The following is a 15708-nucleotide window of genomic DNA, read 5'->3' on the forward strand; positions in this document are numbered from 1 at the left end:
CGTCGCCCGAGGCGACGCGGTTCAGCTCGATATGCAAGGCGGGAGCGGTACCGGCCTGTTGCGCGGGCTGGTCGTCCGCCCTCGCCTGCCCTGCCCAAAGGGCGGCGGCAGTCAATGCCGCCGCGGCCACCAGTTCAATCCCGCGTCCCATCATGCACTCCTTGTCTTGCTTACCAACCGAGGGTCTTTGCCAGGGTCAGCTTGAACGTGCGTCCCTTGCCGTCGTCGCCGGACAGGTTCGCGCGATATTGCTTGTCGAAGAGGTTCTCCACGGACCCGCGAACCTCGAAGCCCGCGAAGGTTCCCTCGTCCGGCTTCCAGTCAACGAAGAGGTCGTGCACCGAATACCCGCCGAACGTGCGGCCGGCGGTCGCGCCGGTCGCCATCGAGCCGGCGAAAAGGCCGCGCCAGCCGAACGACACGTCGTGGTCCGGAAGACGGCCGCCGAGCGTCACGGCCAGCGTGTCGGCGGGAATCGTGTTCAGCGTCGCCCCGGTCGACTTGTCCTCGCCGTGGATGTGGCTGAAGGCCAGGTTGGCGAACACGAACTCGGAATCGTAGGCCGCCTCGACCTCGACACCGAAGATCTTCGCCCTGTTGATGTTCACATAGTAGGGAACCGGCGTCGCCAGTCCCTTGGCCGGGTTCGGCGCGATCAGGTCCTTCAGGTCATTGTAGAAACCGGTGGTCTTGACCTGCAGGCTGTCGTTGCCGGTGAAGACGTCGTAGCCGGAGACGGTAAAGCCGATCTCGGCCGCGTTGGAGATTTCCTTGTTCAGACCCGGGCTGCCGACACGCCCACCGGGATAGTCACCATTGGGCGGGTTCGTGGAGAACAGTTCGTCGAGGGTCGGCACGCGCTCGGTGTGGGCGATGGAGCCGAACAGCGAGAACGTTTCGTTGACCTTGTACATCACGGCAAGCTTCGGCGAGAACGCCGTTTCCTGCCGGCTCGCGCCGCCGATGACAGCCGAGGACGGCTCCAGATTGACGAAGTCGATGCGCGCGCCGGGGATGATTGTCAGCCGTTCGTCCCAGATGAACTCGTTCTGGAAGAAGACACCGTATTTCGTGTCCGTTCCTTCCGGGTGGAACGAAACCGGGCCGCCCGTCGTGGTGCCGACGCGCTCCTGGTAGCTGAGCTGACCGCCGAAGGTGAAGAAGTTCTCGAAGCGATCACCTTGATGTTCGATCGTGTTCTCGACCTTCGCCGCCCATGTGCGATAGGCGTATTCGCTGTCGAAGAAGAGCGGAGACGGGATCGGCGCCGAGGCGTTGTCCTGGTTCACCTGCGTATCCGAGAAGGACAGGTTCAGCTTCAAATCGAGCCAGGGGTTGTCGCTTGCCGGGTTTTCATAGGCAAAGACAATCGTCTGGTCGGTAATCTCCCGATCGATCGTGCCGAAGGGCAGCGTGCCGGTCTGCGAATAGGCCGTGTCGTCCGCATCGCTCTGCCAGCGCTGGTAGGACAGGCGGACCTGCTGCTCGTTGTTGTCGCCGAAGCGGTGCGTGACCTTGGCAAGACCCGAGAAGGACGAGAAATCGGACCCGGGGATCGCCTGGCCGAGGCCATTCTCATACTCGCCCGAGCGACGGAAGCTGCCGTTCAGCAGCATCTCTGTCTGTTCGGAAAAGCGATAGGCGGCGACGATCGAGGCGAGCGCGCCGTCCTTGTTGGAATCGTACATCGTCTTCAGGCGGACGGCGCCGGTCTCGCCGGGCTTGAGGAAGTCCGACGCGTCCTTGGTGGTGAAGTTGATGACGCCGCCGATCGCACCCGAGCCGTAAAGGGTGGAGGATGCCGGTCCGCGCAGGATCTCGACCCGCTTGTACAGCTCCGGATCGGAGAAGAACGAGCCCATGCGGTACTGCTCGTAGAACTTCACCGCGCCGTCGACCGACACGATGATCTTCGATTCGTCGGAGGAGCCGAGGTCGCCGATGCCACGGATGTTGAAGGACTGACCGCCGATTCGGTCGCTGCCGATGACGCTGACGCCCGGAACCTGGCGGAAGAGATCGCCGACGGTCATCGCCTGCTCGGCGTCGATGTCCTCCTGATTGAGGACGGTGACCGCCTGCGGCGTGTCGATCGCGACCTTCTCCTGGCCGGCGCCGACGACGATGCGTTGCAGCGCCGTCGGTCGGGAGGCGGACGCCCCGTCGCCGCCGTCCTGCGCCTTCGCATGAGCAAGGCCGGCCAGCGTGCAAAGCGCCACGCCACCCATCAGGCGCGCGATGCGGCGCGCCGGTGCGTCATTCCAGTTCGAGCCTGCCAGCCCCATGTTCAAACTCCACGCATTCCTCGACCGCTCGCTGGCACGCGCTTGCTTGCTTCTCGAATGTTGATAGAAGTTGAGTCTCATACTCAGGTATTGATGTCGATACAAAACATGAGTAATTGAGTCAAGTATGAGATCGGGCTTCCGATCGTCCAGCAATCGTTCGGCACCTTAGCCAGCACACTCCCGCCGCCATGCGAGACCGACAGGGAAATCCCCTTTCTCGCAACGGCTTGGCAAACGGGATGCAAGCGCGGGCGCGAACTGGCGAAACCGCAGACGACACCGGCATGGCCGCGAGCGTCAGCCTGCGAGAACCGCCATTCCCAAAAGGTGACCCATGACGCGTGAGACTACCGATTTCGACCACATCCGGCGGATGCGCGATGCCAATCCGAAGATGCGCGAGCGCGATCTCGCCGCCATGCTCGAGCTCAGCGAGGCGGAGTTCGTCGCGGCGTTCTGCGGCGATACGGTGCGGCGGATCGACATCCGCTTCGACGACATCTTCAAGGGGCTGGAAGCCGTCGGGGAAGTCCTGGCGCTCACCCGCAATGAAAGCGCCGTGCACGAGAAGGCCGGCGTCTACGACAAGTTCATTCCCGGCAAGCGCGCCGCGATGATGCTGGGCGCCGATATCGACACGCGCATGTTCCCCGCTGTCTGGGTCCACGGTTTCGCCGTCGCCAAGCCACAGGAAGACGGAACCGTCCGCCACAGCCTGCAGTTCTTCGACGCGCATGGCGATGCGGTGCACAAGATCCATACACGCGACAAGACCGATCTCGACGCCTGGGAGGCGCTGGTGACGGGTCTTCTCGCCGAGGACCAGGAGCCCGGCCTGCTGCAGGACGTTGTTCCCGCCGAAATCGCCTCGCGGCCGCAACCGGACGCGGAAAAGCAGGACGCGCTGCGCGAGCGCTGGCAGAGCCTGACGGACCCGCACCAGTTCCACGGCATGCTGCGCGACCTCGACCTGCACCGGTTGAACGCGTTGACGCTGGCGGGAGAGCACAATGCCTGGGTGCTCGATCCCTCCGCCGTTGCCGACCTGCTGCAGCGCGCGGCGGAAGCGGAACTGCCGATCATGTGCTTCGTCGGAAGCCGCGGCTGCATCCAGATCCATTCCGGTCCGGTCGCCAAGATCGCCAGCATGGGTCCGTGGATCAATGTCATGGATCCCGGCTTCCATCTGCATCTGCGCACCGACCACATCGCCGAGGCCTGGGCCGTCCGCAAGCCGACCAAGGACGGCCATGTCACCTCCGTCGAGGCCTATGACGCGAACGGCACGCTGATCATCCAGTTCTTCGGGTTGCGCAAGGAAGGCAATGTCGAGCGGTCCGACTGGCGCGAACTGGTCCAGAACCTGCCGCGCTTCGAAGCCGTTGCCGCGGAGTGAACGAGGACATGACTGCCATGACCACACCTGCCACGTCCCGCTGCCTTTCCCGCCTGGTCGGCGGCGCCGGCTTCGCGCTGGCGATGGCCCTTGCCGGACCGGCCGCAGCCGAGGGCGAGAGCCTTGCCGATGCGCAGCGGATTGTCGCGATCGGCGGCTCCGTCACCGAGATCGTCTATGCGCTGGGGGAAGAAGGGCGACTTGTCGCGCGTGACACCACCAGCGGCTATCCCGAAGCGGCGACGGAGCTTCCCGATGTGGGCTACATGCGGGCGCTGGCGCCCGAGGGAGTCCTGTCGGTCAGGCCCGACGCCATCCTGACGCTGGAGGGAAGCGGCCCGCCGGAAACCCTGACCGTGCTCAAGGCCGCCGGCGTTCCCTATGTCACCGTCCCGGAGGGCTACGACGAGAAGGGCATCCTCGACAAGATCGAGGTCATCGGCACCTCGCTCGGCGTCGAGGCCAAGGCCGGCGAACTGGCCGACCGGGTCAGGGCCGAACTTGCAGCCGCCACGGCGGAGGCGGAGGCACGCGGGCGCAACGCGCGCGTGCTCTTCATCCTGTCGATGAATGGCGGGCGCATTCTCGCGTCGGGCGCGGGCACCGCCGCCGACGGCATCCTCGCCATGGCCGGCGCACAGAACGCCTTTGTCGATTTCACCGGCTACAAGCAGCTCAACGACGAGGCCGTCATATCGGCCGCGCCGGACGCAATCCTGATGATCAGCCGGGGCGAGGGCCATGTCGCGCCGGTCGACGACGTGCTGTCCCATCCGGCGATCGCGCAGACCCCGGCCGGCGCCAACAAGCGGCTTATCCGCATGGACGGCCTCTACCTGCTCGGCTTCGGTCCGCGCACCGGAGCCGCCGTGCGCGACCTTTCGGCGGCGCTCGCCGAATTCGGCCTCTAAGGAAGGAATGCCGGCATGAGCCTGCGGGACATGTCCCTGCCCTCCCGCCTGCTGCCATCGCGGGCGCTGGAACAAGCGCGGCAGGGCGACCGGGAGCCGCTTGCGCGGCTCGCCATCGCCGTGCTGGTGCTCGCCCTCCTGTGCGTGATGGCGGTCTCGCTGTCCAGCGGCGCGCTCAGCATCAGCCTGACGGCCGGCTTCCAGGGCCTGCTGGACGGCACGCAGGCCGACCCCGCCGCCCTGCGGGACCGGATCGTGATGATGGACGTGCGCCTGCCGCGGGTGGTGCTTGGCGCGCTGGTCGGCGCATCGCTTGCGGTGTCGGGCGCGGTGATGCAGGGCCTGTTCCGCAATCCGCTCGCCGACCCCGGCATTGTCGGCGTTTCGGCCGGCGCCGGGCTCGGGGCAGCCGCGATGATCGTTCTCGGCGGCACCTTCCTGGCGCCGGTCGTGCAACTGGCCGGCATCTACGCGTTGCCGCTGGCGGCGTTTCTCGGCGGGTTGGCGACGACCTTCGCCCTCTACAGGATCGGCACGCGCGGCGGCATGACGTCGGTCGCCACGATGCTGCTTGCCGGTATCGCGCTTGGCGCGCTTGCCGGCGCCATCACCGGCCTTCTGGTCTATGTGGCGGACGACCAGCAGCTGCGGGACCTGACCTTCTGGGGGCTGGGATCGCTCGCCGGCGCCACCTGGGAAAAGGTGCTGACGGCCGGCCCGATCATCGCCGTGGTGCTCCTCGGCGTGCCGTTTCTCGCCAACGGCCTCAACGCCCTGTTCCTGGGCGAGGCGGCGGCCGGCCATCTCGGCATCCGCGTGCAGCGACTGAAGACGATCGCCATCGTCGCGGTTGCCGCCGCAACCGGCGCATCGGTGGCGGTCAGCGGCGGCATCGGTTTCGTCGGCATCGTGGTGCCGCACCTTCTGCGCCTGACAATCGGCCCGGACCATCGCTACCTGCTGCCTGCCTGCGCGCTGCTCGGCGCCAGCATGCTGATCCTGGCGGACACGGTGAGCCGCATCATGGTGGCGCCGGCCGAACTGCCCATCGGCATTCTCACCGCCCTTGCCGGGGCGCCCTTCTTCCTCTGGATCCTGCTTCGGCGGAAAGGTCTGGTTCAGGCATGAGCGCCGCGACTCCGAACATTCTCGAGATCGGCAACCTTGCCGTCTCGATCTCCGGCACGCCCATCGTCCATGGCGTGTCCTTCAAGGCGTCCGCCGGCAGCCTGAGCGTGATCGTCGGACCGAACGGCTCGGGCAAGAGCACGCTGCTCAAGGCGATCACCGGCGAACTGAACTATTCCGGGTCCGTCGCGCTGAACGGAACCCGTGTGGAGAATGTCTCGCCGGAAGCGCTGGCGCCCTTGCGCGCGGTGCTGCCGCAGCACACCAGCCTCGCCTTCCCGCTCACGGTCGCGGAGGTCGTGCGTCTCGGGATCAGGCGCGGCATCTCGATGGCCGACAACGCCCATCGTCGCGTCTCGGAAGCGCTTGAGCGGGTCGATCTGACCGGCTTCGCGCCGCGCGCCTACCAGTCGCTTTCCGGCGGCGAGCAGCAGCGGGTGCAGCTGGCCCGCGTTCTCTGCCAGGTCTGGGAGCCCTGCCCGCACGGTATCCCGCGCTGGCTGTTTCTCGACGAGCCGATCTCCAGTCTCGACATCAAGCACCAGATCCTGATCATGGACGTGGCCGCGGGCTATACCCGCCAGGGCGGCGGGGTCGTTGCGGTGCTGCATGACCTGAACCTGACCGCGCTCTATGCCGACCAGGTGCTGGTGATGAAGTCTGGACGGCTGCTGGCGCGCGGCGGGCCGCGCGAGGTGATCACCGACAAGCTGGTCTCGGAAGCCTTCGATCATCCGTTGAAAGTCTCGGCCCTGCCAGCGGGGAATGTGCCCTTCCTGTTGCCGCAGGCGTCAGTCGGGTTTCATTCGGCCGGCTGACGGCCGGCAAGGCGTCTCAGGCCGTGTGGCAGCTGGCGCAGGTTCCGCGCAGCTCGACCGTCGACTTCTTCAGGACGAACCCGGTTTTCTTCGCCAGTCCCTTGAGGTGATGGGCAAGGTCGTCGTCGCTCAGTTCGGCGACCATCCCGCACTTGTCACAAATGGCGAAGGCGACGGTCTCGTGCCCGTCGCAATCGGGATGACGACAGGCAACGAAGGCATTGAGGCTTTCCAGCCGGTGCACGGCCCCCATTTCCACGAGCTTGTCGAGCGCGCGGTAGACCTGGGGAGGCGCCCGAAAACCCTCCTCCCGCAACTGGTCGAGGATCGTGTAGGCGCTGAGCGGCGCGTTGGCCCGTGACAGGGCCGACAGGACGAGGCTCTGGTTGCGCGTCAGGCCCGCGGGCATCTGATGGCTCACATTCATGGTCTCTCGCCTTCCGTTTTCGCGGCCGCTCCGCCGCGCCTCATTCCCGCGATCATCCCGGCCAGCGGGCTGAGGCTCAGGAGAAACAGGGCCAGCGCCGCAACCACGATCGAAGGGCCGGACGGCGTATCCCATTCAAGCGACCCGAAGAGACCGCCAATCACGGCAATGACACCGATCACCGCCGCCAGCACCGCCATCTGCTCGGGACCGCCCGACAGGCGGCGCGCGGTGGCGGCCGGAATGATCAGCATGGCGGTGATCAGCAGCACCCCGACGATCTTCATCGAAATCGCGATCACGGTCGCCAGCAGGATCATGAAGACAAGGTTTGCCCGATCGGGGCGCAGGCCCTCCGCCTCCGCCAGTTCGCGGTTGACGGTGGCGGCGAAGAGCGGGGTCCAGATCGCGGCCAGCACCACAAGGACGAACACGCCACCGGCGTAAATGGCGAGAATATCCATTGTCGACACGGCGAGAATGTCGCCGAAGAGAAAGCCCATCAGGTCGATCCGCACCCAGCTCATGAAGGCGAGAGCCATCAGCCCGAGCGCCAGCGAGGAATGGGCGAGCAGACCAAGCAGCGCGTCGGACGAAAGCGAAGCCCTGCGCTGCAGCAGCAGCAGGGCCAGCGAGACCAGCACCGACACGGCAAACACCGCCAGCGTGATGTTCACCTCGAACAGGAAGGCAAGCGCCACGCCCAGAAGTGCCGCATGCGACAGCGTATCGCCAAAGTAGGCAAGACGGCGCCAGACGATGAAGCAGCCGAGAGGGCCAGCGACCAACGCGACACCGATGCCCGCGACCAGCGCGCGAGCGAAGAAATCATCGAGCATGCCCGGCCTCCCCCGCGTCCTGCCTGGCCGCACCGTCGCCGCCGGCCGGGACATGCGTGTCGCCGGCATGCTCATGGTCGTGGGCATGATCCTGGTCGTGATGATGATGCCCGTCGCCGGGATGGCAATGCTCGGTGATACTGCCATCGGCGTGCAGCACGCGGCCGTCCTCCAGATGGGTATGGTCGTGATGATGTTCATAGACCGCCAGGGTCGCATCGGCGCGGGCGCCGAAGAGCTGGCGATAAGCGGGGCTCGAGGCAACGGCCTTCGGCGCGCCCTGGCAGCAGACATGGCCGTTGAGGCAGACCACGTGATCGGTCGCCGCCATGACGACATGCAGGTCGTGCGAGATCAGCAGGACGCCGCAGCCGAGATCGTCGCGAATGCGGCGGATCAGGTCGTAGAGCGCGATCTCGCCGGAAAAATCCACGCCCTGCACCGGTTCGTCGAGAACGAGCAGGTCCGGCCTGCGACAGATGGCGCGCGCCAGCAGGGCGCGCTGGAACTCGCCGCCCGACAGATTGCGCATTTCCGCTCTGGCCAGGTGCGGAATACCCGTCGCCTCCAGTGCCGCCGCCGTCGCTGTCCGCTCGACCTTGCCGGTCAGGGCGAGAAACCGCTCCACGGTCAGGGGCAGCGTCCAGTCGATGCTCAGTTTCTGCGGCACATAGCCGACCCGGAGGCCGGCGCGGCGTTCCGCGCGCCCCTCGTCGGGCGAGAGAATGCCGAGGGCGGTTTTCGCCGTGGTTGACTTGCCGGAACCGTTCGGCCCGATCAGCGTGACGATCTCTCCCGGATGAACGGCGAGATCGACCCCGCGCACGAGCCAGCGCCCGCCGCGAAACACGCCGGCGCCCGCGAGGCTCACCAGCGCTTCATGCGTTACCTTCACTTCGGAGTTCAACATGCCGGGCCAGGTTCGGAATCGGATGGACCAGTGTCCCGCGACCGCTGTTGGCGGGCAAGGCCGGTGATCCACATCGCGAAGACAAAAACACGAAAGGGTCTTGCGGACCTATATGGCACACGTTATAGCGTAACGCAATAATGTGATCTTATAACATGACAAAGCCTGCCAACCTACCCTGCCCGAAACGAGGATTGCCATGACCCCGCTCCGCACCCTGCTCCTGTCCGCCACTGTCCTGGGCGCCACCGTCGCCTCCGGCCAGGCCGCCCCGGACGTCGTCGCCTCGGTAAAGCCGGTTCATTCGCTGGTCGCGGCGGTCATGAAGGGCGTCGGAGAACCGGCCCTGATCGTCGAAGGCGCCGGTTCGCCGCACACCTACAGCCTGAAACCCTCGCAGGCGCGCCGCTTGCAGGATGCGGACATCGTCTTCTGGGTCGGCCACGAGCTGGAAGCCTTTCTCGAAAAGCCGATCGAGACGATCGGCGACAAGGCGAAGGTCGTCGAACTCACCGATGCGCACGGTCTCGTCAAGCTCCCCTTGCGCGAGGGCGGCGCCTTCGAAGCGCATGAACATCACGACGAGGAGCATGCGGGCGGGGAGCATGCCGGGCACAATCACGCCGGTCATGATCATGACGATGATCACGAGAAGGCCGGCGAGAAGCACGCGCACGAACACGACGAACATGAGCACGGCGAATTCGACGCGCATCTCTGGCTGGACCCGGAAAATGCCAAGGCGATGCTGCACGAGATCGAGGAGACGCTGAGCGCGGCCGATCCCGGCAACGCCGCGACCTATGCCGCCAACGCCGCCAACGCGAGCGCCGACATCGACGCGCTGGTGAAGGAAGTCGATACGACCCTGACACCGGTGCGCGGCAAGGGCTATGTGGTCTTCCACGACGCCTACCAGTATTTCGAGAAGCGCTTCGATATCCCTGCCTCCGGCTCGATCACCGTCAGCCCGGAAGTCATGCCGGGCGCCGAGCGCGTCAGCGAGATCAGAGCCCGGATCGGAGAACTCGGCGCCACCTGCGTTTTCGCCGAGCCGCAATTCGAGCCGAAGCTGATCTCCGTCGTGATCGAGGGGACGGCCGCGAAATCCGGCATTTTGGACCCGCTCGGCAGTTCGCTGAAGGACGGCCCCGACCTCTATGCGGAGCTGATCCGCGGGATGGCGACCTCCCTGCGCGACTGCCTGGCCGACGCCAGCTGATCGCCTGCCCTCCTCCCCACGGGTCAGGGCCGCCGGTCCTGACCGCCTCTCACCGGAAAGGCGGATCCTCCGCCTTTCTTTTTCCCACAATAATGTAATGTCATAACATACGGAGTGAATTCATGCGAGGTATCGTGTTTTCCGCCATGGCCGCCGCCCTTCTGCTGGGCAGCGCTTTCGATGCCATGGCCCATGGCATCTGGATCGCCCAGCGCCACGGCGATCTCGCCATTGTCTATGGCCATGGCGCCTCCGACGAGGCCTATGACCCGGGCAAGGTCGCGCAGGTGGTCGGTCATCTGGAAGACGGCACCACGGCGCCGGCCGCGACCGAGGACCATGGCAACCATATGCTCGTCACGCCGCCCGAGAATGCCGCTGTCCTCACGGCAACGATGGACAACGGCTACTGGAGCGAGGGGCCCGACGGCAAGTGGGTCAACAAGCCGAAGTCGGAGGTCGATGGCGCCAAGCAGGGCGGCCGCTATCTCAAGCACACGGTCGCGATCCTCGATCATTCCCCGCTTGCCGCCAAGGCGAAGGGCATGACGCTGGAAATCGTGCCCGACCGCGATCCGAGCGAGCTTTCGGCCGGCGACGAGCTTGGCGTCACCGTGCTTCTCGGCGGCAAACCGCTCGCCGATACCCTGGTCGTGCAGGAATACACCACCGACAGCGAGAACAAGTCGGTCCGCACGGATGCCGAGGGCCGCGCCAGTGTCACCATCCGCAACAACGGCCTCAACGTGATCGCGGTGTCCGCCGACGAGCCTTCGCAGGAGCCGGAGAAGGCCGACCGCGTCGGTCACTTCGCCACCCTTTCCTTCAGCGTCGACCGTCACGCGCACTGAACCGGCATGCGGGCCGGCCTGTTGCCGGTCCGCCCTTTTCCATTCTCGGAGCCTCCCCATGCAAGCACGCCTCCCCGTGACGGTTCTCTCCGGCTTCCTCGGCGCCGGCAAGACAACGCTTCTCAACCATGTCCTCAACAACCGCGAAGGCTTGAGGGTCGCGGTCATCGTCAACGACATGAGCGAGGTGAACATCGATGCCAGCCTCGTGCGCGATGGCGGGGGAAACCTGTCGCGGACGCAGGAGCGGCTGGTGGAGATGACCAATGGCTGCATCTGCTGCACCCTGCGCGAGGATCTGCTGAAAGAGGTGCGCACGCTTTGCGAGGAGGGCCGCTTCGACCACCTGCTGATCGAATCGACGGGTATCTCGGAGCCGCTCCCCGTTGCTTCCACCTTCGAGTTTCGCGACGAGGCGGGCGAGAGCCTTTCGGACGTGGCCCGCCTCGATTCGATGGTCACCGTGGTGGATGCGGCCAATCTGCTGCGCGACTACGCCTCGACGGATTTCCTGAGGGACCGTGGCGAGACGCTTGGCGAGGAGGACGAGCGCACCCTTGTCGACCTCTTGGTCGACCAGATCGAGTTCGCCGACACCATCGTTCTCAACAAGATCGCGGATGCTTCACCCGAAACGCTCGATGCCGCCCGCAAGATCGTCAAGGCACTCAACCCCGACGCCTGCGTGCTGGAGAGCGACCACGCACGCGTCCCCCTTTCCGAGATCCTGGGCACCGGCCGCTTCGACTTCGACAGGGCGCACGAGCACCCTCTCTGGTTCAAGGAACTGAACGGCTTCAGGGACCATGTCCCCGAGACGGAGGAATACGGCATTCGCTCCTTCGTCTATCGCGCCCGCCGGCCCTTCCGCCCCGATGCGTTCCAGCGTTTCATCGACCGTGGCTGGCCGGGCGTGATTCGGGCCAAGGGGTTCTTCTGGCTTGCGACCCGCCCGCGCTTCGTCGGCGAACTGGCGCAGGCCGGCGCCTTCGTGAAGACCGAGAAGCGCGGGTTGTGGTGGACGGCCGTTCCGAAGGAGCACTGGCCGGCTTCGCCCGAATGGCATGCGGCGATGAAGCCCTATCTCGATCCCGTCTGGGGAGATCGCCGCCAGGAACTGGTCTTTATCGGAACCACCGCGATGGACGAGACGGCAATCAGCGCCGAGCTCAATGCCGCGCTGGTGGCCGATGACGCCTTCGTCCCGAAAAGCTGGGAACGGCTTCCCGACCCCTTTCCCGGCTGGAGCGTATCCCTTTCCTGAAAGCCGCCGATTGGACTTGCGGGGAGTACGCGCTTCTGCGAAGTTTCGCCCGATGGTTGCCGACGGCGGGAACGCCAGAGGCATGAAAAGGGAACACGGTGAGGCGTACCCATCAGGGACCGAGACCGTGGCTGCCCCCGCAACTGTAAGCGGTTAGCCGATCCGTACTCGCCACTGTCCGCATAGCGGGCGGGAAGGCGCGGACCCGGCAATGATCCGTGAGCCAGGAGACCTGCCATCTCCCTTCAACGTCAACCGGACGGGGTGTTCCGGGAGGTCCCATGATCGACTGCAAATCCGAATACCGGCTTTCCTCCTGCCGCGCCTCGCGCGGCTTGGCTCTGCGCTCTTGCGTTCCCGCACGAGGAGGCAAGCATGGCGCATGACATGGCGGCGGTCGTACCGCTTTACGGGAGCGCTGGCGGGCAACGGCGTCACCGCATCGTCGTCTGCACCACATGCCGCAATCGCGAGACACGCGAGCAACCCGGCACCAAGCTTGCGACCCTTCTGGAAGCCGAACTCTCCGGCGTGGGGTTCGAGAGCTTCGAGGTCTCGGTCGTGGCCTGCATGGCGGGATGCGACCGTCCCTGCGCGGTCGCGTTCCAGGGCGACGGCAAGGCATCCTACCTCTTCGGCGACATCGAGCCCGGTCGCGACGGCGACGCCCTTGTCGCCTTCGCCAGGCAATATGCCGAGCTGGACGATGGCTGGTGTTCGTCCATCCAGCGTCCCGAAGGCCTGAAGGGCAAGACGATTTCGCGCATACCCGCCCTGCTCCCGCACCGGAAGGAGCGGCCATGAGCCACGAGACCGGACGCGGCATCGCCCTTGAACTGCAGGACGTGGCCTATCGCGTGCCCGGAGCCGGCATTCTTGTCGATGAACTCTCGCTGCACGTCCATGACGGCGAGATCCTCGTCATTGCCGGCCCGAACGGCGCGGGCAAGTCGACACTGATCCGCATGATCGCCGGTCTCAACGCGCCATCCTCAGGCGAACTCCTTCTGGGCGGCCGGCCCTATTCGCGGATCGGCATCACCGAGCGTGCCCGCTCGATCGCCTATGTCGGCCAGAGCGACGATACCGACGGTCGCCTGACCGTCAGTCAATATGTGGCACTCGGCAACCTGCCGCACCGCCGCGCCAGCGGCGCGCGCGCCGCCCTGGAGGCAACCGGCTCGGCGCTGGCGCTGGCCGGCCTCGAGGCCCTTGGCGGGCGCCGGATGGGCGACATCTCCGGCGGCGAGCGCCAACGCGCGAAGATCGCGCGGGCGGTCTGCCAGAAGCCGGCCATCCTGGTGCTGGACGAGCCCACCAACCATCTCGATCCGTCGGCGCGCGGCGAGTTGCTGAGCCTCGTTTCCGGACTCGGCATCACCGTGGTCGCCGCTTTGCACGACCTGACGCTGATCGAATCCTTCGCAAGCCATGTGGCGCTCCTGCGCGCGGGCGCCCTTGTTGCCTACGGCCATCCGGCCGAAGTGCTCACCACGGGACAGGTGCGCGACGTCTTCAGCGTCGACATGCACCGGTTGCCGCACCCGACCCAGCCCCGGCATATCAGCGTGCTCGACATTCCCGTCGAGGGCCGCTTCCCGGTCGCGCCGATGCCGGCCGAGGAACCGGTGGTCGTGCTGCCGCGCCGAACGGCCGGCATCTGAATAGCTGCCGGCCCCGCTTCTTTCCCATCTCTTCCGGCTTTCCCGTTTCCACGAGGACAAGATGACCCGCCTGTTCACCCTGCTTGCCGCTTCGCTTCTCGCCAGCCCCGCCCTCGCCTTCCCGGTGACGGTCGACAATTGCGGAGAACCGCTCACCTTCGACACCGCCCCCTCGCGCATGGTGGTGCAGGACATCAACATGAGCGAGATGGCCTTCGCGCTTGGCCTGCAGGATCGCATGGTCGGCGTCAGCGGCATCAGCGGCTGGTACAAGACCAGCCCGGAATTCGAGGCACGCCGGGGCGACATCCCTGAAATCGCGCCGAAATACCCGACGCTCGAGAACCTTGTCGCGGTCTCTCCCGACCTGTTCTTCGCCGGCTGGTACTACGGCATGAAACCGGGCGGCGACGTCACCCCGGACACGCTGGCACCGCACGGCATCAAGACGATGCTCCTCAGCGAAAGCTGCATCCATCTCGACAAGTCGCGCCCGGCCGCCTCGCTCGACCTGCTCTATGACGACATGCTGCGGCTGGGAACCGTCTTCGGAAAGCGGCCCGAGGCCGAGGCCTTGGTTGCAGGCTGGAAAGCCCGGATCGCGGAAGTCGGCAAGCGGATCGCCCAGGACAACCAGCCACGCGTCTTCCTGTATGATTCCGGCGAGGACAAGCCGTTCACCGCCGGCAGGTTCGCCATGCCGACGGCGATGATCGAGGCTGCGGGCGGACAGAATGTCAGCGCCGGCATGGAGACCAGTTGGGGCACCACCTCCTGGGAGGCCGTGGCCGCTTCCGATCCGCAATTCATCATCCTGCTGGACTACCAGGATGGCGGCGGGGCCGACAAGCTTCGCGCCTTTCTCGAGGCGCATCCGGTGATGCGGCATGTCGAGGCGGTGAAGGCCGGCCGCTACCTTGCCCTTCGCTACGAACAGCTGACGCCGGGGCCGGCGAACATCGACGGCATCGAGGCGCTCGCCCGCGCCATGCATCCGGATGCCTTCTGAGCGATGCGCCTCGCCCTGATGCTGGGCGCCGGTCTTCTCGGCGTCCTTGCCCTGCTGCTTGCCGCGATCGCGATCGGCGCGACGCCCCTGCCCCTTGGCGCCGTCATCGACGCGCTGCGCGGCGGCGAGGGCCCGCTCGCCCGGATCGTCGTCGACCTGCGCCTGCCGCGCGCCCTGCTGGCGCTGCTCGTCGGCGCGGGCCTTGGCACGGTCGGCTGCCTGTTGCAAACCGCGACCCGCAACGACCTTGCCGACCCGTTTCTCTTCGGTCTGTCATCGGGCGCGGCGGCGGGTGCGGTCTTCGTGATCACCGTCACCGGCGACCTTCTCGGCGTGTGGACGCTTCCCGCCGCCGCCTTCGCCGGCGGCATGGCCGCCTCCGCCATCGTCCTGATGCTGATCTCCAGGCTCGGCGACCGGGGACCCGCACGGCTGGTGCTGGCCGGCCTTGCGGTCTCCTTCCTGTTCATGGCCCTGACGAACTATCTCGTCTTCGCCGGCGACCAGCGGGCCGCCCATTCGGTGCTGTTCTGGACGCTGGGCGGGCTCGGGCTCGCCCGCTGGGACCTCTTGCCCGTGGCCGCCGCCGGACTTGCCGCGATCCTGCTCTTCGCGGCCGTCTTCCACCGCAACTTCGATGCACTGCTGGCGGGCGAGGACACCGCGCACACGCTCGGGGTCGACGTGGTCGCCCTGCGCCGGAACACGTTCCTGGTCTGCGCCTTCGCGACCGCCGCCTTCGTCTCCATCAGCGGCGTCATCGGTTTTGTCGGGTTGATGGTGCCGCACATGGCGCGAGCGCTTGCCGGCCCCTTGCACGGACGCTTCGTGCCGCTCGCCGCGCTCCTTGGCGCCGGCCTGCTGCTGGTCAGCGACATCGCCTCGCGAACGGCCCTTGCCCCGCAAGAGCTCCCCATCGGCATCGTCACGACATCGGTCGGGGCGCTCTTCGTGCTGACTCTGTTGCGGCGAGAGGGGTAA

The 15708-nt window shown here is 66.3% G+C and carries 15 protein-coding genes and 1 riboswitch; of the genes, 11 read left to right on the forward strand and 4 right to left on the reverse strand.

Annotated elements, in window-relative coordinates:
• Positions 1-170 precede the first annotated feature (170 nt).
• Positions 171-2285, reverse strand: a complete 2115-nt coding sequence (locus RBB46_RS21820) for a TonB-dependent hemoglobin/transferrin/lactoferrin family receptor (protein ID WP_306031168.1) — start codon at positions 2283-2285, stop codon at positions 171-173.
• Positions 2286-2622: 337 nt separating this feature from the next.
• Between RBB46_RS21820 and RBB46_RS21825 the strand changes: the two genes are divergently transcribed.
• The 4 genes from RBB46_RS21825 (at position 2623) to RBB46_RS21840 (ending at position 6541) form a co-directional block, all read left to right on the forward strand.
• Positions 2623-3684: a hemin-degrading factor gene (locus RBB46_RS21825; RefSeq protein WP_306031169.1), complete on the forward strand. Its 1062-nt coding sequence runs from the start codon at positions 2623-2625 to the stop codon at positions 3682-3684.
• Between the two features lie 83 nt (positions 3685-3767).
• Positions 3768-4595 carry a hemin ABC transporter substrate-binding protein gene (locus tag RBB46_RS21830; protein ID WP_306031196.1) on the forward strand — a complete coding sequence of 276 codons (828 nt, stop codon included), beginning with the start codon at positions 3768-3770 and terminating at the stop codon, positions 4593-4595.
• A 30-nt stretch (positions 4596-4625) separates the two neighbouring features.
• Positions 4626-5723 (forward strand): iron ABC transporter permease, encoded by a 1098-nt coding sequence (locus tag RBB46_RS21835; protein ID WP_306031197.1) that lies wholly within the window; start codon positions 4626-4628, stop codon positions 5721-5723.
• A gap of 17 nt (positions 5724-5740) precedes the next feature.
• Complete coding sequence (locus tag RBB46_RS21840; RefSeq protein WP_306031198.1) at positions 5741-6541, forward strand: heme ABC transporter ATP-binding protein; 801 nt, start codon at positions 5741-5743, stop codon at positions 6539-6541.
• A gap of 16 nt (positions 6542-6557) precedes the next feature.
• Here RBB46_RS21840 and RBB46_RS21845 read toward each other — a convergent pair whose 3' ends face one another.
• Genes RBB46_RS21845 through RBB46_RS21855 form a run of 3 tightly spaced genes read right to left on the reverse strand, consistent with a single transcriptional unit; the run spans position 6558 to position 8717 of the window.
• Positions 6558-6968 carry a Fur family transcriptional regulator gene (locus tag RBB46_RS21845; RefSeq protein WP_306031170.1) on the reverse strand — a complete coding sequence of 137 codons (411 nt, stop codon included), beginning with the start codon at positions 6966-6968 and terminating at the stop codon, positions 6558-6560.
• A complete protein-coding gene (locus RBB46_RS21850; RefSeq protein WP_306031171.1) occupies positions 6965-7807 on the reverse strand; it encodes a metal ABC transporter permease in 843 nt (280 codons plus the stop codon). The genes RBB46_RS21845 and RBB46_RS21850 overlap by 4 nt, the downstream gene beginning before the upstream one ends.
• Positions 7797-8717, reverse strand: coding sequence for a metal ABC transporter ATP-binding protein (locus RBB46_RS21855; protein WP_306031172.1), 921 nt, complete (start codon positions 8715-8717; stop codon positions 7797-7799). Before RBB46_RS21855 ends, RBB46_RS21850 begins: the two co-directional genes overlap by 11 nt.
• Before the next feature lie 199 nt (positions 8718-8916).
• Between RBB46_RS21855 and znuA the strand changes: the two genes are divergently transcribed.
• From znuA to RBB46_RS21890, 7 genes are all read left to right on the forward strand, one after another.
• Positions 8917-9939, forward strand: coding sequence for a zinc ABC transporter substrate-binding protein ZnuA (znuA, locus tag RBB46_RS21860; protein ID WP_306031173.1), 1023 nt, complete (start codon positions 8917-8919; stop codon positions 9937-9939).
• A 122-nt stretch (positions 9940-10061) separates the two neighbouring features.
• The gene (locus tag RBB46_RS21865) at positions 10062-10790 is read left to right on the forward strand and encodes a DUF4198 domain-containing protein (RefSeq protein WP_306031174.1); all 729 of its coding nucleotides are present in this window, start codon (positions 10062-10064) and stop codon (positions 10788-10790) included.
• Positions 10791-10848: 58 nt separating this feature from the next.
• Positions 10849-12054: a GTP-binding protein gene (locus RBB46_RS21870; RefSeq protein ID WP_306031175.1), complete on the forward strand. Its 1206-nt coding sequence runs from the start codon at positions 10849-10851 to the stop codon at positions 12052-12054.
• A gap of 36 nt (positions 12055-12090) precedes the next feature.
• Positions 12091-12309, forward strand: a riboswitch (cobalamin riboswitch).
• A gap of 120 nt (positions 12310-12429) precedes the next feature.
• Complete coding sequence (locus RBB46_RS21875) at positions 12430-12858, forward strand: DUF1636 domain-containing protein (RefSeq protein ID WP_306031176.1); 429 nt, start codon at positions 12430-12432, stop codon at positions 12856-12858.
• Positions 12855-13718 carry an ABC transporter ATP-binding protein gene (locus RBB46_RS21880; protein ID WP_306031177.1) on the forward strand — a complete coding sequence of 288 codons (864 nt, stop codon included), beginning with the start codon at positions 12855-12857 and terminating at the stop codon, positions 13716-13718. Before RBB46_RS21875 ends, RBB46_RS21880 begins: the two co-directional genes overlap by 4 nt.
• A 61-nt stretch (positions 13719-13779) precedes the next feature.
• Positions 13780-14727, forward strand: a complete 948-nt coding sequence (locus RBB46_RS21885; RefSeq protein ID WP_306031178.1) for an ABC transporter substrate-binding protein — start codon at positions 13780-13782, stop codon at positions 14725-14727.
• Positions 14728-14730: 3 nt separating this feature from the next.
• Complete coding sequence (locus tag RBB46_RS21890) at positions 14731-15708, forward strand: iron ABC transporter permease (RefSeq protein ID WP_306031179.1); 978 nt, start codon at positions 14731-14733, stop codon at positions 15706-15708.

This window comes from Stappia sp. MMSF_3263, assembly GCF_030733745.1.
Classification (GTDB): domain Bacteria; phylum Pseudomonadota; class Alphaproteobacteria; order Rhizobiales; family Stappiaceae; genus Stappia.